Below are 21138 nucleotides of genomic sequence, written 5' to 3'. Positions count from 1 at the left end.
CTCATACGGACCATTGTTAGCAGAAGAGTTAAAACAAAGTCAACTTTCTACGCACTGAAACCTGATTTTATGCAGGTTGTTGTGCATTCATAAGCTCGTTGAAGCTTACTTCTTTGTCAGAAACTTTTGCTTTAGCGATGATAGCGTCGATCGCTTGCTCTTCTAACGCAACATTGCGCATGTTGTTCATCATTTGTTCGTTTTGCTCGTAGTAAGCAATAACTTCCGCTGGATCTTCGTAAGCAGTAGCCATCTCTTCAATAATAGCCTTAACTTTCTCGTCGTCAGCTTTTAATTCTTCAGATTTGATAACTTCGCCTAGTAGAAGACCAACAACTACGCGACGTTTTGCTTGCTCTTCAAACAACTCACGTGGAAGTTGTTCAGCCGCTTCAGGGTTGCCACCGAAACGCTGTGCAGCTTGCTGACGTAGAGTACCGATTTCTTGATCGATAAGTGCAGCTGGCACGTCAATGTCGTTTTCGTTTACTAGACCGTCAAGCGCTTGCTCTTTGATACGGTTCTTAACAGCTTGCTTAAGTTCGCGTTCCATGTTCTTGCGAACTTCAGTCTTAAGACCATCGATACCGCCTTCAGCACCAAACTTAGAAACGAATTCTTCGTCTAGTTCAGGAAGCTCACGCTCTTCAACTTTGTTCACTTTGATAGCGAACTTCGCTTCTTTACCTTTTAGGTTTTCAGCGTGGTAATCTTCTGGGAAGTTTACGTCGATTTCGAATTCCATGCCCGCAGATTTACCTACGATGCCGTCTTCGAAACCAGGGATCATACGACCAGCGCCCATTTCTAGTGGGAAGTTCTCAGCTTTACCGCCTTCAAACTCTTCACCGTCGATAGAACCAACGAAGTCGATTGTTGCACGAGAGTTTTCTGACGCTGCGCCTTCAACTTCTTTCCAAGTTGCTTGCTGCTTGCGAAGAGTTTCGATCATCTCTGCAACGTCATCTTCTTTCACTTCAACTGCTGGCTTTTCAACAGTGATGTTGTCTAGACCTTTAAGTTCAACTTCTGGGTATACTTCAAAAGTTGCGTTGAATACTAGGTCTTTACCCTCTTCAGTTTCCACTGGAGCGAAAGTAGGTGCGCCTGCTGGGTTGATTTTTTCTTTCACGATCGCTTCGATGAAGTGACGTTGCATAACCTCACCCATCACATCTTGACGTACTGCTTTGCCGTACATTTGCGCAACCATCTTCAAAGGCACTTTGCCTTTACGGAAACCATCGAAACGACGGTTTTTAGCGATGTTGCGTAGTTCAGCTGTTACTGCGTCTTCGATGTTTGCAGCAGGAACGGTAATAGTAAGACGGCGCTCTAGGCCTTCTAGAGTTTCAACAGTAGCTTGCATTATAAATAAACCTCAAAACTGGCTCAGTATTACCTGAGCTTAGGAGCCAGCGCCTTAGCGGTGACTTCATCCTTAAGTTGCATTCTGTCTGAATGCATAAAATGAAATTCGGAGACCCACAAACCATTCAATTCGTAGCTCATGAACTATTCAGTGACCTCTTCCATACTGACTTCGCAGAAAGAACGTCTCCAATTAGCCTCAGGACAGAAATTTTAGACGCGACATTCTAGCGATATGCGTGACGACTGTCGAGCCAAGTCCTGATTTCTCGAATATTTGGCAAAAGTTTTCTGAGAAATGGGGACGATACATGGCTTTTCAAGGGAAATAATCTGTTTTTTTTATGAAAAGATAAAAAAGAGATCCGAGTCTTGTTTTAACACACCAAAGTTTTCTCTTTTTTGTTACTTTTACGTTATCAGTTTTTGAAAAAATTTACCTCTATGATTCTACGGCGTATTCCAATTATATTGATGTTCTCCTACGTAGTCTCTAGCTTGATTTTAGGCTTATGGGGCTGGCGACTGGGCTATCAAAATCAATTAGACCAAACCAATTTGCACGCCGATCAACTTAGTAATCACTTAACGACTCAGCTCGAAAAATACGCTTATATTCCTCAACTCATGTCGAAGGATAATGAGCTTGTAGACGCGCTACTTTCGCCTACCAACAGTGCGCAACTTGATATCACAAATCGTTACTTAGAAGAAGTAAACCAAATAGTCGGCGCTGCCGACACGTATTTACTTAACCATGTCGGCACAACGATTGCTGCAAGTAATTGGCAAAATAAAAAAACATTTATTGGAAGAAACTTCGCATTTCGCCCTTACTTCCAACAAGCCATCAATGGAAAGCGAGGCGAATACTTTGCTCTCGGCAGTACTTCAGGTAGACGCGGTTACTTCTATTCTTATCCAGTTAAACATGCAGGCAGTAACGTAGGTGTTTTGGTGGTGAAAAAAGATTTATCGACCATTGAAGAAGACTGGACAAGCCAAAACAGTTTTTTCGTTGTAACCGATGCAGACGACATTGTTTTTATGTCTAATCGCATCAACTGGTGGTATCACAGCCTTTATCCTTTGAAACAAGACAAAATTGCGGAAATCAGAAAAAGCCGCCGCTATTTGGAACGAGATATTTTTGCGCTTTCATTTGTGGGGGATTTCGAGGCACCAGAAACCGAACTCCAATTACAGGGAACCAATGCCTTCTTCAATCAATACGTCAGTTTTAACCAATACTTAAGTGTGGTGCGTCCACTTAAAGGGAGCTCATTAACGGTTCGCGTATTGAGTCCAAAACTAAACCTAGTTTGGAAAGTTTCAGCGTTAATTGCCCTTAATACCTTGGTTTTCATTTTATTGTATTTGGCGAGTTTCATCATTCGCCAACAAAAATCTAAACAGCGGCAAATCGAACGGATTCAGGTGGAATCTAAGCAAAAACTTGAGTTTCAAGTTATGGTGCGCACCGCAGAGCTTCAAGAGGAAATAAAAGTCCGAGCAGAAACCGAATCGGCACTTAGGCAAACTCAAGAGGAATTGATTCAAGCAGCGAAATTGGCGGTGTTAGGGCAAATGTCCGCCAGCATCAGCCACGAGCTCAATAACCCATTAGCAGCGATTCGCAGCTACGCCGATAACGCACTGCTATTTTTGGTAAAGTTCCAACACGATAAAGTCCACCAGAACCTCCATAGAATTTCTGCGTTAACCGACCGTATGGCAAAAATTAGTCAGCAATTAAAAACATTTGCGAAAAAAAGTGACGCGAGTGAAAGAGTCATTACCCAAATTTCGCCAGTTATTATTGCAGCGCAAGAATTGCTAAAGCCTCAACTCAAAGAGAGTCTGACGCAGTTAAAGTGTGAAGGTCTGGAGCAGCCATTCAAATCCAGAATAAACCCAATTCAGCTTGAACAGGTGCTAGTGAACTTAATCACTAATGCCATTCAGGCAATGGATATGCAGCCACAAAAACACATTCAACTTAAGTTACATGCAACATCGGATTACGTCATGATTGATATTGAAGATACTGGTCCTGGTATTACGCAAGATACGCTCAATCAGTTATTTGAGCCTTTTTATACGACGAAGCAAAATGGCTTGGGATTAGGCTTATCTATATCTCAGCAAATCATGCAAACCATGGATGGTGAACTGCAAGCGGGTAATACTGAACATTCGGGTGCTTGTTTCCGGCTTCTGCTACCCAAAATTTAGGAACGAGTATGTCTCATATACATTTTGTCGATGATGAAGAAGATCTCCGAATCGCAATGGAACAAGCTTTCGAACTTGCTGAAATTCAAGCTACTGGTTTTCCAGATGCGGAATCTGCATTGCTCGCGTTCGATGATGACGATCCACCTTATGTTGTTGTCACCGATATCCGCTTACCCGGCATTAATGGGCAGCAGTTATTAAATTCCATCAAAGTGAGAGATGAAGATCTGCCAGTGATTTTAATTACGGGGCACGGTGATATATCAATGGCAGTACAATCGATGCATGATGGTGCGTACGATTTCATCGAAAAACCGTTTTCAAACGATAGGCTTATCGATACGGTAAAACGTGCCATTGAACGCAGAAAACTCACACTGGAAAACCAGAAACTCAAACGCGCATTAAAAGCCAACCAAACTCTTGGCCCAAGAATTATCGGAAATACCAATAGCATCCAAGACCTTCGTGACACCATTGCCCATATCGCAGATACAAACGCCGATATTCTCTTGTTTGGAGAAACGGGTACAGGAAAAGAGCTGGTTGCACGTTCACTTCATGAACAAAGCAGCCGTAGAGAACAAAACTTCGTTGCGGTTAACTGTGGAGCTGTGCCAGAGAACCTGATTGAAAGTGAGCTCTATGGTCATGAAAAAGGCGCATATACGGGTGCCGATAGCCTTCGAGTCGGTAAATTTGAATACGCTCAAGGTGGTACGCTCTTCTTGGATGAAATTGAATCCATGCCAATGCAAGCCCAAATTCGACTATTGCGCGTACTACAAGAAAGACAGATCGAAAGGATCGGCTCCAATCAGAGTATTGGGTTAGACATCCGCGTTATTGCCGCGACCAAAACCGACTTGAAAGACGCTGCATCACAAGGCACCTTTCGGCAAGATCTCTACTACCGTTTAAACGTCGTGACTCTGGACTTACCACCACTTAGAGAGAGAAAAGAGGACATCCCTGCCCTATTTCATCATTTCTTGCTTGTTGCTGCTGCTCGTTACGGCAAGGCCGCTACCTCATTGCCACCTGCTGATTTACAGGCATTACTCGCTCATGACTGGCCAGGCAATGTTCGAGAGCTAAGAAATGCTGCAGAACGGTTCGTTTTGCTTGGGAAATTAAACCAACTTGGAGAAGCTACAAAGCCAAAATCGCAGTTAGGGCTGGCAGAGCAAGTGGCTGATTTTGAAAAAGCCCTGATAGAGCAAGCCTTGTCGTCCCACGACGGCAGCATTAAAGACACCATGTCTACGCTAAACCTCCCAAGAAAAACCCTGTACGACAAGATGCAGAAATTTGGCATTAACAAAGACAGCTTTAAGAATTAGGATTCGTTGCCCTTTCAAGCCCTATTGAGCCCACTAATTCTATAAGTGGGCTTCAAATATAAAACAAGTCACTTATTCAATTCACAGTTTCACTGCCAATCATCACACTTTTACCATTACCTTCTCACCGCTGGTTGTTTTTCAACCACACAAACGATAACGTAAATCCATATATGAAATTTACTTTTATATATGGATTCAACTCTAAGCACATAACTGAGATTCTATCTTGTTCCTTCTGAGACCAGAGAAGCCGTCCACTCGGAAACAGTGAAGTACCGGGGCAAGCCAGTGCCGCAGCTGCTCAAGCTTTATCTTATGCAGTGTCTACGCGACACCACGCGGGTTCTTCCGCTATGCAATTTCAGTTTTCTTGAACAACCAGGAGTAACACATGGAACGTTTTCTCAGATCAATGACGGCTTTGATGATGCTGATCTCTACATCAGTATTCTCTGCCGATTACGAGCTTAAGCTCGCCCACGTCACCTCTAACCAAGAGCCACTGCATCAAGCATTGGAATACTATGCTGCTAACGTTGAAAAACGTTCTGGCGGTAAAATCAAAATCACCATTCACCCTAATGGTGAACTGGGTACCAACTTAGAAGTCTACGAACAGGTCAAATTAGGTCTTCCTGTCATCCAAACTGCCGATCCCGGTTATCTATCCGACTACGCGCCAGATTTTGGTGTACTGAATGGCCCGTATTTACTGGAAGATCCAAAAGATTTTAAAAAGCTACTGGATTCATCGCTGTACCAATCTATGAAGAATACGGTTAAGAAGAACGGTAATTTTGAAGTCCTCGCCATGAATTGGTTGTTCGGCGAAAGACACATCATCTCAAACAAAGCGATTCTTTCTCCTTCCGATTTGAAAGGAGTGTCCATGCGAGTTCCGCCTAATGTAATGTGGATTGAAACCGTAAAAGCCATGGGTGCTCGTGCCACGCAATTGGCTTGGTCTGAAGTGTACACGGGGCTCTCTTCAGGCGTTGTAGATGCAGCCGAAGCACCATTAGGGTCGTTGTACGCCGCTAAGTTATATGAAAGCAAAAAACACGTTTCGCTAACCAGCCACTTTAAAGCCTTCATCGGGCTTGTTATTAATGCAGATTACTTCGCTAACTTACCTCAAGATATTCAAACCATTCTTGCAGAAGAAGCCATCAAAGCAGGTGATTACATGACGGAACTTTCCATAGGCACAACGGAAACTCTGCTCGATAAGCTGCGCTCTGAAGGTGTTACCGTCCATAAAAATGTGGATGCTAAAGCATTCCAAAAAGCCACAGCACCGGTATACGGTAAGTTCCCTAAATGGTCGGAAGGGCTTCATGCCAAAGTCCGTGAAATTTTGGATAACTAAGATTTGTTAGATCTAGTTTGAAAACCCAGGTAACCCATAACGCTAAGTTCAGCGAATATGGGTTCGCTTTCACGATATGAAGATCTAGGTTTTGGATTGTAAGGAGACAATTCATGGCAGCAAAAAGAGTATCAAAGGTACTTGGTAACATTGAAACCACACTCGCTTTGATTGCCATGAGCCTAGTCTTAGGTTCGGTTGTTTGGGGCGTGGTCACTCGATACATCACAGAGCAACCCGCAACATGGACGACCGAATTGTCAGGCATCGCCTTTACCTGGCTGGTCTTTATGGGGGCATCCGTTTGCTACCGAAAAACGCTGCACATTGGTGTTCCCGTTTTTGTCGATGCACTACCGCAAAACATTCGCAGAAGATTAGACTTTGTTACAACTGCGCTAATTATGGTGTTTTTGGCGTACAGTTTTTATCTCGCTTCAGTGTTGGCTTTCCAATCATGGAACCGCCCGTCTCCGGTATTACGTCTCCCATTTTCGTTTGTTTATCTCGCGACGTGCTTGTCTTTTCTTTTCATGTTTATCCACGCTGTCTGTCATATTTTCATCAAGCCTGAAGAGACCGATTCTGATACTAACGTGGAGGCGAAATAATGGATTTACTCCCTGTTTTCATCTTGTTTCTGTTGTTTGCCGCCAATGTACCTGTGGCCTTCGCTTTGGCTATTGCTGGGCTATCGTTTTTCATGATGACTAATGGCATTCAGCACCAAATCTTCATCCAGCGCTTTGTTGCCGTTACTCACTCTTTCCCTCTTTTGGCTATTCCTTTTTTCATTATGACGGGTGTCATCATGAACCATTCTGGCATTACAGATCGGCTTATGAAGCTAGCGGATAGCCTGACAGGGCATAGAGTTGGAGGGTTAGCGCAAGTGAACATTTTGCTCAGCACACTGATGGGCGGCATGTCCGGAAGCGCCAATGCCGATACCGCCATGCAAAGCAAAATTATGGTTCCGCAAATGAATCAACGGGGTTATCACACTGCATTCTCGGCAGCAGTCACCGCTTGTTCTTCCATTATTAGCGTCATTATTCCTCCAGGAATTGGGCTCATTTTGTATGGATACATGGGTGATGTTTCAATTGGCAAGCTATTCTTAGCGGGCGTTATTCCGGGTATTGTACTGTGTATTGCTTTGATGATCGTCGCGCATCGCATATCTAGAATTCGTCTGTACGCCCCTTCTCAACCTCAAAAATCGTCACTGACTGATCGCTTAATCGCTCTGAGAAATGCCTCGTGGTCGTTAATGGTTCCTATCGGAATAATTGGGGGGATAAGATTTGGCTTCTTTACTCCAACCGAAGCGGGCGCAATTGCGGTGATCTACGCCATAATCGTGGGCTATATTCACCGACAGTTTTCGGTGAAAGCACTTCCTGCAATTATGAAAGAGACCGTCATCGCAACGTCCACCGTTATGTTCATAATCTGTGCGGCTTCGACGTTCAGTTTTTATCTTTCTTGGGAAAGGTTACCGGTTCAGGTTGCCAATGCCATGCTGGCGATAACAGATAATCCTTATTTGTTGCTGCTCATCATCAATCTTTTGTTGGTAGCAGTTGGCATGTTTATCGAGGGAGGCGCAGCTCTGATTATTCTGACACCGATCTTGGTCCCTATTATCACTAAAGTCGGTATCGATCCTGTTCACTTTGGCATCGTGATGGTACTGAATCTCACCATCGCTGGCGTTACCCCACCTCTCGGCACGTTAATGTTCACAGCTTGCAGTATTAGTAAGGTTTCGGTGAAAGAATTTGTTAAAGAAGTCCTGCCGTTTCTTGCCATGCTGATTGCAGTGTTACTGCTACTCACTTTTGTACCGCAAATTTCATTGTGGCTTCCAAGCACAATGAACTAGATGTGTAACAGGAAGTTGGGGGAAGTATTACTTAACACCTACAGCTAGGGGCAACTTCTCTCGAATGAACTCAGCAAGTGCGTTCGTGTGGGCAGGCACTCCTAGTCTGGAAGGCATCAATAAACTCAAGCTCGCGGATTGAGAAATCCATTCAGGAAGGATTCGGACAAGGTGCCCTGTCTGTAAGGGCTTTTTACACACATAATCAGGCAAGGCAATGACACCGAGGCCTTCTATTGTCGCTTGTTTTAGCGTCGACATATCTTCTGAACACATGACGATGTTGGTATTTTGGTGTGTGCGCAGTCCATCTTTGCGCTGAAGAGGGATGGCATCTTTTCCGTTAGATCGCCCAACTTTGAGTACTCGGCATCGCGCTAAATCGTAGGGACTTTCAATTTTTCCAATTTCTTCTAAATAGCTTGGTGAGCAATACAAGGACCATTCTACTTTGGTGATAAATCGTTGAATTAAGCTTGAATCGGGTAGTTCACTACTGTGCCCCCTAATCGCCATATCGATACCTTCAGCAATCAGATCAACGTTTGTATTCGAAACACGTTGCTCAATAAGGACTTGGGGATACAGCTTAGCAAATTCAGTGATGATATCGATAAGCGCAAATTGAGCGACTCCCGTTGAGCAACTTAAAACAACTTTCCCGCTCAGCAGCCCCATTCGGCTTTCCATCGCCGCCTCGGCCAATTCCATGGTGTCGACCAATTTTCGAGCATGCTGATAAAACCCATGGCCTTCATCCGTTACCGTTACGTTACGTGAGGTTCTTTGCAACAGCCTCACTCCTAAACGCTCCTCTAACTGCGTGACATGACGGCTCAACCGAGATTTAGGCATATTTAAATCTCTTGCTGCCGCTGTGTACCCTTTTTTCTCTACTACATGTACAAAATAGAAGTAATCATTCAGATCGACCTTCATTTTATTGTCCTAAATATGGAACGATATGTTCAGATATTAACGGTTTTTTGAGTTAAACCAAACGGATATATTAGTTTCAAGCCAACAAATGGAACGGAAAAGAATTATGACTGCTCTAAAAAACATCAACGCTACTCAACAGGTAAAGGTAACAGGCAACGCTCTGAGCGTTGGTAGCGGATTTACCGGCCTAGGGTTTCGACACTCTCAGTTCGAAGGGACTATGGACCCAATCATCATGGTGGATCACTACACAATGACAGTACCGACATTTGGTGCTCACCCTCATGCTGGTATCTCAGCCGTATCGGTCATTTTTGAAGATAGCGAAGGCAAATTTAACAACCGCGACTCTTTGGGTAACGACTTTGATATAGAAGCTGGAGACCTATACTGGCTGAATGCAGGAAGCGGCGCTTTACATGATGAAGCTCCACGCCAAGGCGCTAAAATCCACGGCTTACAAATATTCGTAAATTTACCGGCCAAACTTAAACACCAATCACCTAGCTCTCTGCATATCAAAAAGAAAAATATGCCCACTCTTGAAGGTCAGGGTTATCGCGTAAGGTTAGTTTTGGGTGAAAGTAATGGTCAACGTGTTTCCGAGTCATCCGTTTGGCCTTTCTTAATACTGGATGGATACGCTTCAGAAGATTCAACGTTCACGCACAATATAAAGGAAGACTTTAATGCATGGTTGTACGCGGTAGAGGGTGACTTACAGTACAAAATTGACGGCAAATGGCATGCGCTTGCTCAAGGAGAATCAACCACAATAAGCCAAACAGATCCCATCGAATTGAATGTGCGTGGAACGTCCGAAACTCAAAGCCACTTTACTCTACTGTCAGGCGAAACCATTAATGAAAGCTTCGTACAGCAAGGACCTTTTGCGATGAGCAATCAGCAAGAAATAGATGATGTTACTGCTCGGTATCAAGCTGGGGAACTTGGCTCGTTGTAATTTAAATCGCCGTTATTAACCCTAAATCACACTTAATAGCAGAACTAATATTCGAGGATCCACATGAAAGTACTCACTTTAGCCGCAACAAACAGTCGTAATTCAATTAACAAGCAGCTAGTAAAGTTCGCCTCCAGCAAGCTAGTGGATTCCGAAATTGATTTTGTCGACATTAACGATTTTGACTTACCTATCTATAATATTGATCTTGAAGAAGAGTACGGCATTCCGAAAACAGCACACTCGTTTGCAAAACGAATCGAACAGGCTGATGCAGTTCTCATTTCTCTTGCAGAACATAACGGTAACTTTACTGTTGCGTTCAAAAACTTGTTCGATTGGTTAAGTCGTATAGACAGAAATGTCTACCAAGACAAGCCTGTTATTTTTCTAGCAACCTCGCCAGGTCCCAGTGGAGCAAATAATGTTCTAAAGCTTGCCACTGAAGCAGCACCACATTTTGGAGGTAAGGTTGTAGGTTCACTGAGCATTCCGAGTTTCTATGACAACTTTAATAGCGACAACCAAGTGTTAATCAACCATGAATTGGACAGCAAACTAGAAAGCGTTCTCAACGTTTGGGCAAAGTAAAACATTTTCACTAGACCAAATTGGAAGCCGTTAACATAAACATCGATAACAGGGGAGTAAACAAAATGAGCTTAGAACGGAAAGAGTTTTACCTATTCTCAGCCATTATGGCTTTAATCATGTCTGGTGGAATGTCTTTAGCAATGGGGCTACTAACTGTAGATGTTTCACAAGCTATCTCTACTTGGCCGAATACATGGTTCATGTCATTTTGGGTCGCACTGCCATTAAGCATATTCGTTGTTCCAGTAACCCAGAAAATCGTGGATTCTATCTTTAGAACCAAGGAAGAAGAACGAGAAGCAAGCTAAGTCGTTCAAAATAAAAAAGCCCTGCAGGGGAAAGCAGGGCAAGTGCGTTTTATTGAGCGATAACGGTTGAGTGTAGGGTGTCTCTACGCTTCGCTTCTATTTTGTTATGATTTCAGGTCCCATAAGCGTGGTCGGTAGCCAAGTCGACACCCATGGAACATAAGTGACAATCACGAGGAAGAGGAACATCACCGCAACCCAAGGTAGCGCGGCTTTGACCACATTCATCATCGACATTTTCGCTACCCCTGCTGTCACAAACAAATTGAGCCCGACAGGCGGCGTGATCATCCCAATTTCCATGTTCACCACCATCATAATGCCAAGGTGGATCGGGTCGATACCCAGCGCAATGGCAATAGGGAAAACTAAAGGAGCAACGATGATCAATAAACCTGATGGCTCCATAAACTGGCCACCGATAAGCAGTAAGACGTTTACAACAATAAGGAAGGTGATTGGGCCTAAGCCCGCCGATAGCATTGACTCGGTGATCATCTGAGGAATGCGTTCTTCTGTGAGAACGTGCTTTAAAATCAACGCATTAGCGATGATAAACAGCAACATAATCGTTAGCTTACCCGCATCATATAACGTGTTCTTTGTGTCTTTGTGAACAAAGGTTTGGAACACTTTCACCAACAATGGTTTGGTGTTTTCTTTATCTGCAAACGGCCCCATATCCTTGTAGATGAAGTTTGCAATAAGGAAAGAATACACAGCCGCGACGGCTGCCGCCTCTGTTGGTGTAAATACCCCACCGTAAATCCCGCCAAGAATGATCACGATCAGTAATAAACCCCAGCTTGCATCTTTTGCGGCCGCAAAGGCTTCGCCCCACCCCACAAAGGGCTGTGCTGGCAGGTTTTTGACTCTTGCCGCAATGTAGATGGCAATCATCAACATCACTCCAGCAAGCAAGCCCGGAATTACACCACCTAAGAACATCCGCCCAACAGAAACATCTGTCGCGGCAGCGTATACAACCATCACGATGGATGGCGGAATGAGGATTCCCAATGTGCCTGCATTGCAAATAACACCAGCAGCGAATTCTTTGGAATATCCATTCTTCACCATGCCCGCAATAACAATACTACCGATAGCCACCACCGTTGCAGGAGATGAACCCGATAACGCCGCAAACATCATGCAGGCTACGACCGACGCCATTGCTAAACCACCACGGAACCAACCCACCATCGCAATCGCAAATCGAATGATTCGACGGGCAACGCCCCCCGTAGACATAAAACTTGAGGCGAGTATAAAAAACGGGATGGCCAATAATGTGTAATGGCCAGCAAACGCATTAAACAAAGTTTGGGCAACAGAAGCCAACGAAGCATCAGAGTGAAGCAACAGAAATAGGACACTGGCTAGACCAAGGGAAACCGCAATGGGCACACCAATTAACATGAAGCCTATGACCATAATAAACAGCAATAAAATGTCCATGGCTTAGCTCTCCTTGCTTTCAGATTTCAGTGCTTCTAAATCTTCTTCCGCTTCATGGCTGGAAATAAGACGATCGATTTTTCCTGTCGCGATTTGCCACGCGCATTGCGCAAAGCGAAAGGTCAGTAACGCCATACCAATTGGAAGTGCAGCGTAAGGGATAAAGCGTGGCATTTTTTCGTAGCGCTCGCCTTCATTCATCCAATCGGATAGGAATTGCAGAATTTCCGGCATAGGAATATCGTCGGTCTCGTACCATGCGCGCTCAGTCACAAACGGAAACCAATAATTCCAAGAACCAATAAATAACAAAATAGAAAAAAGCAGGCACAGCGCAACAGCAGCTAATGCGTACATCTTTCTTCCCCGCTCTGGTGCGAGGTTAATAATGACATCCACACCAATATGAAAATGTTTTTTCACGCCATAAGAAGCGCCGACAAGTACCATCCAGGCAAAGAGAAAAACGGTCAGTTCCAGTGCCCAAAGGATGTTGTCGTTAAACACATAACGAAACACCACATTAGAAAAGGTAAGTAGGGTCATACTCCCAAGAAACAAGGCAATCAGTGTTTCTTCGATTTGATCCGTTACCTTACCGACTCGAGTAAATAAGGACTGTTCCATACAGATACTCCGCTGTATTAGGAAAAATGTAAGGGAAATGGGCATGACAGAAATTGTCATGCCTAGGGTCTGTTGAACTTTCGTGGTTAAATTTTATTATTTATTTGAAGCTAAAGCGGCTTCGAGCAAATCTGCACCGATGTCTTTTTCAAACTTCTTCCAGACAGGTCTAAGTGCAGTCACCCACTCCTGACGTTGTTCAGGTGTCAAAGACCTTACTACGCCACCCGCGGCTATGATGTTTTGCTTGTTGATTTCGTTTACCTCACTGGAAGCGGAATTACGTGCAGCCGTCACATCATTAAGAATGGCATTAAACTCTTCTCGAACGTCCTGAGGTAATTCTTTCCACCATGTATTTGAGGTCACCACTAAGTAATCGATAATGCCATGGTTGGTTTCCGTAACCCCGTCCTGAACTTCGAAGAATTTTTTGCCATAAATGTTCGACCACGTGTTTTCCTGTCCATCGATAACTTTCGTTTGAAGGCCACCGTACACTTCTTTGAACGACATTTTTTGTGGGTTCGCCCCTAACTGTTCAAATTGCGCGACCAATACATCCGACGCTTGAACACGGAATTTCAGCCCCTCTGCATCGCTAGGAGACATCAGCGGTTTGCTCGCAGACATTTGCTTCATTCCGTTGTGCCAGAACGACAATCCTTTCAATCCACGACGTTTCATCGCATTTTTAAGCTTGTCACCCGCTTCTGAGTTTTGGAAACGGTCGACAGCGTCCACATCTTCAAACAGAAATGGCAAATCGAAAATACGGTACTTCTTAGTGAACTTTTCAAACTTCGATAGCGATGGTGCCGCTAATTGCACATCACCATTGAGTAGCGCTTCAAGGACCTTATTGTCATCGTAAAGCGTTGAGTTAGGGAATACCTGCATACAGGCTTTGCCGTTCATCTCTTCGTTCACACGCTTCTCAAGTAGAGAGGCAGCAATGCCTTTGGGGTGTTTATCTGTATTGGTCACATGGCTGAATTTAATAACAATCTCGCCAGGGTCACAGTTAGCAGCCGCTTGGAAACTGGTAAGCGCCAAGATAGAGGCAGAAAGTAGGGTAAGAGGCTTTAACATTTATATTCTCCTTGTTTAACACTTAGTCGTCATCACTGAAGACCATGTACTCGACTAAGAGCAAAACCCAGACCAACCTGATACATTTTATTAACAACCCTTTAACCATAAAGGCTGTGAGTGAACTGCCTCTATGAGCACCTGAAAAACCGAAATCCGTTTAGGCGGAAACCCACCCATTAAAAAGAAGCAGATGGGTGGAAAGTGAAACATTGGTGCACTCCTTAACGTTTTGTTCCACAACTCTCATTTTGATGCGGAACCAGATTCATATAATGATGCAACTCTTGTTGTTTTTATAAATTATGAATACCTAAATGATCATTTATAAAACAACAACAGGAGAAACGTCATGAGTGTTTTAAGTAAGCCTTCCGTCTATTTTCCCGAGTACGTGGTGACTCAAGACGAAATTATTGAATGCCTTCGCACACTGCATAGCGACCAACCTCACGCAGAAAAAGCGTTTGATATGGTTAGAAATTCAAGTATTGATAAACGCCACCTTATCGTCCCACTCGAGAAAGTCGTCTCGCTAGAAGATTTTGATGAACGAAGCGCTATTTACGATGAACAGGCTCGGTTTATGTCTGAACAAGCCGCCCTTCAAGCAATTGAGAATGCGGATCTTCAGATCAAAGATATCACCATGGTCATTGTGACCTCATGCACTGGTTTTATGATGCCTTCGCTCACAGCTCATTTAATCAATGCACTTAACCTCAACAATTCAACCATTCAGTTGCCAATGGCTCAGATGGGATGTGTAGCAGGTGCTGCTGCAGTGAATCGAGCATTTGACCACTGCCAACAGTCACCGAACAACAACGCCCTGATTGTGACACTAGAAACGTCATCGCTGTGCTTTGATAAATACGCGAACCGTATTCAAGACTTTGTGACCAACTCACTGTTTGGCGATGCATGTGCAGCAGTAGTCATGCGTGGAGACGATCAAACCAGCGGAATGAAACTCACACACTCTGCCAGCCACTTCCTACAACAAAGTGAAGCATTTATTCGCTACGACATGACACCGAGGGGTTTTAAATTCTCATTAGATAAGGAAGTGATGTACTCGATTGAACGCGTTGCTCCTGTCATCGATGATTTTGTTCAATCTCGTCAGGATAAGCGATCTAAAGATCTGGACTTCTACCTCTTCCATACCGGAGGTCGGAGAATTCAAGATGAAGTAGAGCGCACGTTAGGTCTAACACCTGACGCCCTAGACCATTCTAGAGCATGCTTGCGTGAAACTGGCAATACCTCTAGCGCTGCCGTTATCGATGTACTCAGAAGAAGTTTTGAACATCGAAAAGCAGGAGAACAAGGCGTCATGGCAGCATTTGGACCCGGTTTTACCACTGAGATGGCATTGGGTACTTGGCAGTAAAAGTAAAACGGGCGTCTGAATTCAAGTTCAGACACCCGTAGTTAGTATTTATATAATTAACTTATGTGCTCAGTTCTAGCCCAACGCGAGCTTTATCACTTTAAAATCTATGGCTTGTCCCAGAAAAATTCTCGAATCTTTCCATCCGCATCCGTCAAGATGTAAAAATAGTTACCTAAAACTAATTCTGAAAAATACTGCCTAAAATCCTGTTCCTTTGCCGCCTCTGAATAGTACATGGCATAGAATCTCTGTCCATCTTCTATATCCGCATTCTCAACTAGCGTAATTTGTATATCTTGGTTTTCCTGCAAAAGCACAGCTTGATTAAGGTACCCACTATTGTTACCAGTGATTTCTTTCCACAATTCTAAGTGTCTAGCCATACTCACTACTCTGGTTTTTTCGGTAGTTAGTTGTTTTGATAACTGATCAATATAAAGCAGAGACCACAACAGATAGACAAGGAAAAATGTGCTCAGTAGATAAAATAACCAGCGCTTACTAACTTCTTTAGTTATTTGCATTTAACTTTCTCCGACTCCTATAAAAGTCGCTTCTACTTCTAACCCAACTCCAACAAGACGCTGAATCATCAGAGAAACTACTCCATCAACGTACTTTCCAGAACATCTGATGCTGGTGCTGCCATCAATGCCCTTACAGTGGAAGCCATCTTTCAGCAGTTTGTATCTCAATGTATAAAGGGAGATATTTTGTATGAATTTGGCAGTGATAATTGCTGGCTTAAGACCGTCCGCCACTCGATAAGTAAAAGTCACATCATTAATTGATTGATAGCAACTAAACTCTCGAACTTCTTTAGGTAACTTTAGATAATAGGTAAACGAACCCTTTTTAATATCATCAGGTTCCCAGAAATAGAAAACACCTGAAAGATATAAGAATGCAATAGAGACAGAAAAAACATAAATCAACCAACGAATTACCATGCGACACCACAACAAAACTAGGTGCATATTAGGCTATATCTATTTATATAGGTTGTATATAAAAAAAGCGCCCACTATGGGGCGCAAAAACAACAAAAGGTCCCTCGGCCTTTTGGTTGTCACAGATAAAATGAAGCCTAAACGCTAAGGCTTCAAACCCTTGTAAGGTAAGACTTAAACCTATTGTTCGATACGAATCTCCGTTTTCGCATCAAAGAACACAGCCTTAGAAAGGTCAAAGTACAAATTCGTTACTTCTCCCACTTTCACATCAAACTCGGGAGATAATCGGCAAGCCACTTCTTGATTATTCACTTTCACCATGGCTATGGTGTCTGGACCTGTTGGTTCAAGTACTTCTATTTTCAGAGGCAGTTCGCTAGCCACGCTTCCTAATTCAACCTGTTCAGTGATGTTTTCTGGTCGCAAGCCAATCACGACTTCCTGACCATCACGAGTTCGTAGCGAATCCGGCAAGCGAATATCATGAATTTTGTCTTCACCATCCGTGACTTTTAGCACTGGGTGATCAACTTCATTCAAATCCACCTTACCGCGGATAAAGTTCATCGAAGGCGACCCCATAAAACCTGCGACAAACATATTGTTGGGCTTGTTGTAGATTTCTTTTGGCGTGCCTAGTTGCTGAAGCTCTCCATCCTTCATCACGGCGATTCTATCCGCCAATGTCATGGCTTCAATCTGATCGTGGGTTACATACACAATGGTGGTGTTTAGTTGCTGATGTAGGCGCTTAATTTGAGTACGCATTTCGACGCGCAACTTCGCATCTAGGTTCGACAATGGTTCATCAAACAAATACAGCTTAGGCTTGCGAGCCAAGGCGCGTCCCATGGCTACACGCTGGCGCTGGCCACCGGACAACTGCGAAGGTTTGCGATCAAGCAGGTGATCAATTTGCAGCATTTCGGCAACTCGATTTACCTCAGCTTCGATTTCGTCCGTTGGCATTTTGCGGATTTTTAATCCAAAAGCGATATTCCCTCTCACCGTCATGTTTGGGTATAACGCATAAGATTGAAACACCATCGCGATATCACGATCTTTCGGTTCCACTTGCGCCACATCCGTACCATCGATAACAATTTCACCGGAGGTAATATCTTCAAGCCCAGCGATGGTATTCATCAGAGTGGATTTACCACAGCCAGAAGGCCCGACTAAAATCAGAAATTCGCCTGAATCGATACTGATGTTTATGCCTTTTAGTGTTTCTTGCTCCGCATTGCGATAGGTCTTGCGGATCTTGTTGAGTTGTAATGTTGCCATGAATTTATCCTTTTACTGATCCGGCGGTGAGACCACGTACGAAATATTTACCTGCCAATACATACACAATCAGTGTCGGCAGTGCGGCGATAATGGCGGCGGCCATATCTACGTTGTATTCTTTCACCCCTGTACTGGTGTTCACCAAGTTGTTAAGGGCAACGGTAATGGGCTGAGTATCCGAACCGGAGTAAACAACGCCAAATAAGAAATCATTCCAAATTGCAGTGAACTGCCAGATCACAGTAACCATGATGATGGGGAGCGATAAAGGCAGCAGAATTTTGAAGAAGATGGTGAAGAAACCTGCGCCATCCAGCTTTGCTGCTTTAACCAATTCATCCGGTACACCGATATAAAAGTTTCGGAAGAATAAAGTGGTAAACGCCAATCCATAGATAACGTGAACGATCACAAGACCCGTCGTTGTATTGGCGAGCCCAAGCTTCCCTAATGTTGCTGCCATAGGAAGTAAGATGACCTGAAACGGTATAAAACACCCAAATAGCATCAGGCTGAAAAACAGGTTTGAGCCTCTGAATTTCCATTTACTCACTACATACCCATTAAAGGCACCGAGTAACGTAGAAATCGCGACCGCTGGAATCACCATTTGGAACGAGTTCCAGAAATACCCTCTTACCCCTTCACATGCCACGCCGGTACACGCTGATGACCAAGCTTTACCCCAGGCATCAAACACCCACTCTTGTGGCAAAGACATAAGGTTACCTGCTTTGATGTCTGGCAGGGTTTTGAACGAGGTGATCACCATGACAAACAGTGGCATGAGGTACACCAAGCAGAAAAACAGCAAAGCAGCGTATAAGAATGCTCGGCTTAAGTTGAATGGCTTACTCATGACTTTTTCTCCCTTAACTCAGAGTAAAGATAAGGCACTAGAATGGCCAAAATACCCGCTAGCATCATCATTGCACTGGCGGCACCCAAGCCGATTTGACCACGGGTAAATGAATGCGCATACATAAACAGTGCTGGTAAATCAGATGAGTAACCCGGTCCGCCCGCAGTTAATGCAGTGACCAAATCGAAACTCTTGATCGCAATGTGGGATGTAATGATTACGGCGCTGAAAAACACAGGCCTCAAACATGGCAAAATGATCTTTAAATAGATGCTTGGTAAGCTCGCGCCATCGATTTGGGCAGCTTTGATGATGGATGAATCGATACCACGAAGACCGGCTAAGAACATCGCCATTACAAAACCAGACGATTGCCATACGGCAGCAATCACCAAGGTATAAATCGACATTTCGGAATTTACTAACCAATTGAATTCAAAATCAGTGAAGCCCCAGTCTCGCACCATCTTTTCGATGCCTAATCCTGGGTTTAAAATCCATTTCCATGCGGTACCCGTAACAATGAACGACAACGCCATCGGGTAAAGATAAATAGTACGTATCGCACCTTCTTGACGGATGTTTTGGTCAAGCAAAATAGCCAGCCCTACACCCAAGACAATGGCGATAAACATAAAGAGCAAACCAAAGATACCTAGATTAGTGATCGAGGTAACCCAACGGTCGTTCTCCATTAGTTTTTCATATTGAGCAAAACCAGCAAAGTTGAAACTAGGCAAAAAGCGGGAATTGGTTAGAGATAAGGCTGCAGTCCAAAAAATGTAGCCGTATATGCACACCACAGTGACGAGCATAGTCGGAGCCAGAACAATTTTTGGCAGCCAGTTTTGTAATTTATCGGCAAAGCTGCGCTTCGGCGCCGATTTAGTTTTAGGCACTGTCAAAACATGCTCCATAACTTATCCTTGTTAGAGGGCCCCTCAGAACCGCCGCAAGCGGCGGTACATGAGGAAAGTGCGGACTCATCTTGAGCACGACTCTCAGGGGGTGTTCTTTTCGGGGTGAACCCGATGTCAAAACCAGTAGATATCTCGAAGCTGTGGGTCGAAAAACTACCGGTTTTGAACCGTTCTTAAATGGCTGCTTTTACGGCTTTTGCCAACTTCTTAACTGCTTCATCCGCTTTTGCTGATGGGTCGTTAAAGAAATTAGTGACTACGTCGTAGATGGCACCTTGAACGTAACTGGTTGTAGACAAGCCGTGCGCCATACTTGGCACTAAATCGCCACTGTCTGCACTGGTCTTAAATGTTGCCATTGAATCCAGAGCACAGGAGTCGAATTTGGTCATGTCCATATCCAAACGAACAGGGATTGAGCCTTTATTGAGGTTAAATACTTCTTGGAAGTCTTTAGTAAGAATGGTTTTCGCCAGTGCTTTTTGCGCTTTTTCATTGTCTGCATTTTTCAGCTTAAAGAAGGCAAAACTGTCGATATTGAACGTAAACTGACCATCTGTACCCGGTGCTGGCGCACAAATGTAATCTTTACCCGGCATTTTACCTGCCGCAGCAAATTCACCTTTTGCCCAGTCACCCATGATTTGCATAGCCGCGTCACCATTAATGACCATTGATGTCGCTACGTTCCAATCTCGGCCTGGGGAGTTGCTGTCGATGTAATCACGAATCTTGTGGAACTTCTCGAACACCTCAACCATTTTTGAGCCTTGCAGCACATCCATGTCTAGATCAACAAACGCTTTGTTGTAGTCAGCGCTGCCAAGTACATCAAGGGCTACGGCTTCAAATACTGTCGCGTCTTGCCAAGGTTGACCACCGTGAGCGAGTGGAATGTAGCCTGCAGCTTTGATTTTTTCTGCGGAAGCAAAAAACTCATCCAAGGTTTTAGGAACAGAAACACCTGCCGCTTTTAATACTTCTGGGTTTGCCCACAGCCAGTTTACTCGGTGAACGTTAACAGGGACGGCAACAAAACGACCTTCATGCTTCATGACTTTTGTTACAACTTCTGGAAGATTACTTTCCCATTTTTCCGCTTTTGCCACGTCATCTAAGCTGGTTAGAAACCCAAGGTCACCCCACTCTTGAATGTCGTGTCCTTTAATTTGAGCGGCTGAAGGAGGATTACCTGATACCGCACGAGTCTTTAAGACTGTCATAGCACTTTCACCGCCGCCACCAGCAACAGCAAAGTCTTTCCAAGAGTGACCTTGCTCCTCGACCTTACTTTTCAGTACAGCAGCGGATTTTGCTTCACCGCCAGAGGTCCACCAATGAAGCACTTCTACTTCGCCAGCTTGTGCGTACGATGTCGCAGCTAGCAATGATAGGGTAATCAGAGTTTTATTCATTTTCATTGTTATCGTCCATGTTATTTTGGCTTTGCAGCCTTGGATTAAGCAAAAACGGGGAAAAGGATACTACCGAGCATTTCCTCATTTGCCCTAAGTCTA

20 protein-coding genes are annotated in these 21138 nt (G+C 44.1%); 9 read left to right on the top strand and 11 right to left on the bottom strand.

The genetic code is table 11. From position 1 onward, the window contains the following. Positions 1-67: 67 nt before the first annotated feature. Positions 68-1369 (bottom strand): trigger factor, encoded by a 1302-nt coding sequence (gene tig / locus LDO37_RS05210; protein ID WP_101113583.1) that lies wholly within the window; start codon positions 1367-1369, stop codon positions 68-70. A 446-nt stretch (positions 1370-1815) separates the two neighbouring features. Between tig and LDO37_RS05205 the strand changes: the two genes are divergently transcribed. The 5 genes from LDO37_RS05205 to LDO37_RS05185 all read left to right on the top strand — a co-directional run bounded on the left by LDO37_RS05205 (position 1816) and on the right by LDO37_RS05185 (position 8212). Continuing rightward, positions 1816-3606 (top strand): ATP-binding protein, encoded by a 1791-nt coding sequence (locus LDO37_RS05205; protein ID WP_126608288.1) that lies wholly within the window; start codon positions 1816-1818, stop codon positions 3604-3606. Positions 3607-3614: 8 nt separating this feature from the next. Beyond that, entirely contained in the window at positions 3615-4952 is a 1338-nt protein-coding gene (locus tag LDO37_RS05200; protein ID WP_126608287.1) for a sigma-54-dependent transcriptional regulator, read from the top strand. Positions 4953-5346: 394 nt separating this feature from the next. Next, entirely contained in the window at positions 5347-6324 is a 978-nt protein-coding gene (locus LDO37_RS05195) for a C4-dicarboxylate TRAP transporter substrate-binding protein (protein ID WP_101113580.1), read from the top strand. Between the two features lie 113 nt (positions 6325-6437). Then, positions 6438-6935 (top strand): TRAP transporter small permease, encoded by a 498-nt coding sequence (locus LDO37_RS05190; protein WP_126608286.1) that lies wholly within the window; start codon positions 6438-6440, stop codon positions 6933-6935. Further along, positions 6932-8212, top strand: a complete 1281-nt coding sequence (locus LDO37_RS05185) for a TRAP transporter large permease (RefSeq protein ID WP_221768548.1) — start codon at positions 6932-6934, stop codon at positions 8210-8212. Before LDO37_RS05190 ends, LDO37_RS05185 begins: the two co-directional genes overlap by 4 nt. Positions 8213-8239: 27 nt before the next feature. Here LDO37_RS05185 and LDO37_RS05180 read toward each other — a convergent pair whose 3' ends face one another. Then, positions 8240-9151: a LysR substrate-binding domain-containing protein gene (locus LDO37_RS05180; protein ID WP_126608284.1), complete on the bottom strand. Its 912-nt coding sequence runs from the start codon at positions 9149-9151 to the stop codon at positions 8240-8242. 106 nt (positions 9152-9257) lie between these two features. Between LDO37_RS05180 and LDO37_RS05175 the strand changes: the two genes are divergently transcribed. From LDO37_RS05175 to LDO37_RS05165, 3 genes are all read left to right on the top strand, one after another. Continuing rightward, positions 9258-10118 (top strand): pirin family protein, encoded by an 861-nt coding sequence (locus LDO37_RS05175; protein ID WP_126608283.1) that lies wholly within the window; start codon positions 9258-9260, stop codon positions 10116-10118. Between the two features lie 63 nt (positions 10119-10181). After that, entirely contained in the window at positions 10182-10709 is a 528-nt protein-coding gene (locus tag LDO37_RS05170) for an NADPH-dependent FMN reductase (protein WP_126608282.1), read from the top strand. 65 nt (positions 10710-10774) lie between these two features. Then, on the top strand, positions 10775-11020 hold the full coding sequence (locus LDO37_RS05165; protein WP_126608281.1) for a DUF2798 domain-containing protein: 246 nt from the start codon (positions 10775-10777) through the stop codon (positions 11018-11020). 96 nt (positions 11021-11116) lie between these two features. Here the strand turns inward: LDO37_RS05165 and LDO37_RS05160 are convergent, their stop codons facing one another. From LDO37_RS05160 to LDO37_RS05150, 3 genes are all read right to left on the bottom strand, one after another. Beyond that, positions 11117-12478, bottom strand: a complete 1362-nt coding sequence (locus LDO37_RS05160; RefSeq protein WP_126608280.1) for a TRAP transporter large permease — start codon at positions 12476-12478, stop codon at positions 11117-11119. A 3-nt stretch (positions 12479-12481) separates the two neighbouring features. After that, complete coding sequence (locus LDO37_RS05155; RefSeq protein WP_126608279.1) at positions 12482-13105, bottom strand: TRAP transporter small permease; 624 nt, start codon at positions 13103-13105, stop codon at positions 12482-12484. A 96-nt stretch (positions 13106-13201) separates the two neighbouring features. Further along, positions 13202-14197 carry a DctP family TRAP transporter solute-binding subunit gene (locus LDO37_RS05150; RefSeq protein WP_126608278.1) on the bottom strand — a complete coding sequence of 332 codons (996 nt, stop codon included), beginning with the start codon at positions 14195-14197 and terminating at the stop codon, positions 13202-13204. A gap of 352 nt (positions 14198-14549) precedes the next feature. On the opposite strand from LDO37_RS05150, the gene LDO37_RS05145 reads away from it, so the two are divergent. After that, entirely contained in the window at positions 14550-15593 is a 1044-nt protein-coding gene (locus LDO37_RS05145) for a type III polyketide synthase (RefSeq protein ID WP_126608277.1), read from the top strand. A 107-nt stretch (positions 15594-15700) separates the two neighbouring features. Here the strand turns inward: LDO37_RS05145 and LDO37_RS05140 are convergent, their stop codons facing one another. The 6 genes from LDO37_RS05140 to LDO37_RS05115 all read right to left on the bottom strand — a co-directional run bounded on the left by LDO37_RS05140 (position 15701) and on the right by LDO37_RS05115 (position 21042). Beyond that, the gene (locus tag LDO37_RS05140; protein ID WP_126608276.1) at positions 15701-16120 is read right to left on the bottom strand and encodes a hypothetical protein; all 420 of its coding nucleotides are present in this window, start codon (positions 16118-16120) and stop codon (positions 15701-15703) included. Beyond that, complete coding sequence (locus tag LDO37_RS05135; protein WP_126608275.1) at positions 16121-16546, bottom strand: hypothetical protein; 426 nt, start codon at positions 16544-16546, stop codon at positions 16121-16123. Positions 16547-16726: 180 nt separating this feature from the next. Beyond that, positions 16727-17836: an ABC transporter ATP-binding protein gene (locus tag LDO37_RS05130; RefSeq protein WP_126610262.1), complete on the bottom strand. Its 1110-nt coding sequence runs from the start codon at positions 17834-17836 to the stop codon at positions 16727-16729. 4 nt (positions 17837-17840) lie between these two features. Continuing rightward, a complete protein-coding gene (locus LDO37_RS05125) occupies positions 17841-18698 on the bottom strand; it encodes a carbohydrate ABC transporter permease (RefSeq protein ID WP_101113568.1) in 858 nt (285 codons plus the stop codon). Next, positions 18695-19618: a carbohydrate ABC transporter permease gene (locus LDO37_RS05120; protein WP_101113567.1), complete on the bottom strand. Its 924-nt coding sequence runs from the start codon at positions 19616-19618 to the stop codon at positions 18695-18697. Before LDO37_RS05120 ends, LDO37_RS05125 begins: the two co-directional genes overlap by 4 nt. A 176-nt stretch (positions 19619-19794) precedes the next feature. Next, positions 19795-21042, bottom strand: coding sequence for an ABC transporter substrate-binding protein (locus LDO37_RS05115; RefSeq protein ID WP_126610261.1), 1248 nt, complete (start codon positions 21040-21042; stop codon positions 19795-19797). Positions 21043-21138 lie beyond the last annotated feature (96 nt).

The organism is Vibrio penaeicida, from assembly GCF_019977755.1.
GTDB lineage: Bacteria > Pseudomonadota > Gammaproteobacteria > Enterobacterales > Vibrionaceae > Vibrio > Vibrio penaeicida.
Note: the sequence above shows the minus strand (reverse complement) of the source record. Positions and strands in the feature narration are given on the sequence as shown.

What these genes read in the sequence shown, in the direction of transcription:
- tig (WP_101113583.1), bottom strand. Translation starts at nt 1,369, where the DNA reads ATGCAAGCTACTGTTGAAACTCTAGAAGGCCTAGAGCGCCGTCTTACT.
- LDO37_RS05205 (WP_126608288.1), top strand. Translation starts at nt 1,816, where the DNA reads ATGATTCTACGGCGTATTCCAATTATATTGATGTTCTCCTACGTAGTC.
- LDO37_RS05200 (WP_126608287.1), top strand. Translation starts at nt 3,615, where the DNA reads ATGTCTCATATACATTTTGTCGATGATGAAGAAGATCTCCGAATCGCA.
- LDO37_RS05195 (WP_101113580.1), top strand. Translation starts at nt 5,347, where the DNA reads ATGGAACGTTTTCTCAGATCAATGACGGCTTTGATGATGCTGATCTCT.
- LDO37_RS05190 (WP_126608286.1), top strand. Translation starts at nt 6,438, where the DNA reads ATGGCAGCAAAAAGAGTATCAAAGGTACTTGGTAACATTGAAACCACA.
- LDO37_RS05180 (WP_126608284.1), bottom strand. Translation starts at nt 9,151, where the DNA reads ATGAAGGTCGATCTGAATGATTACTTCTATTTTGTACATGTAGTAGAG.
- LDO37_RS05175 (WP_126608283.1), top strand. Translation starts at nt 9,258, where the DNA reads ATGACTGCTCTAAAAAACATCAACGCTACTCAACAGGTAAAGGTAACA.
- LDO37_RS05170 (WP_126608282.1), top strand. Translation starts at nt 10,182, where the DNA reads ATGAAAGTACTCACTTTAGCCGCAACAAACAGTCGTAATTCAATTAAC.
- LDO37_RS05165 (WP_126608281.1), top strand. Translation starts at nt 10,775, where the DNA reads ATGAGCTTAGAACGGAAAGAGTTTTACCTATTCTCAGCCATTATGGCT.
- LDO37_RS05160 (WP_126608280.1), bottom strand. Translation starts at nt 12,478, where the DNA reads ATGGACATTTTATTGCTGTTTATTATGGTCATAGGCTTCATGTTAATT.
- LDO37_RS05155 (WP_126608279.1), bottom strand. Translation starts at nt 13,105, where the DNA reads ATGGAACAGTCCTTATTTACTCGAGTCGGTAAGGTAACGGATCAAATC.
- LDO37_RS05150 (WP_126608278.1), bottom strand. Translation starts at nt 14,197, where the DNA reads ATGTTAAAGCCTCTTACCCTACTTTCTGCCTCTATCTTGGCGCTTACC.
- LDO37_RS05145 (WP_126608277.1), top strand. Translation starts at nt 14,550, where the DNA reads ATGAGTGTTTTAAGTAAGCCTTCCGTCTATTTTCCCGAGTACGTGGTG.
- LDO37_RS05140 (WP_126608276.1), bottom strand. Translation starts at nt 16,120, where the DNA reads ATGCAAATAACTAAAGAAGTTAGTAAGCGCTGGTTATTTTATCTACTG.
- LDO37_RS05135 (WP_126608275.1), bottom strand. Translation starts at nt 16,546, where the DNA reads ATGGTAATTCGTTGGTTGATTTATGTTTTTTCTGTCTCTATTGCATTC.
- LDO37_RS05130 (WP_126610262.1), bottom strand. Translation starts at nt 17,836, where the DNA reads ATGGCAACATTACAACTCAACAAGATCCGCAAGACCTATCGCAATGCG.
- LDO37_RS05125 (WP_101113568.1), bottom strand. Translation starts at nt 18,698, where the DNA reads ATGAGTAAGCCATTCAACTTAAGCCGAGCATTCTTATACGCTGCTTTG.
- LDO37_RS05120 (WP_101113567.1), bottom strand. Translation starts at nt 19,618, where the DNA reads ATGGAGCATGTTTTGACAGTGCCTAAAACTAAATCGGCGCCGAAGCGC.
- LDO37_RS05115 (WP_126610261.1), bottom strand. Translation starts at nt 21,042, where the DNA reads ATGAAAATGAATAAAACTCTGATTACCCTATCATTGCTAGCTGCGACA.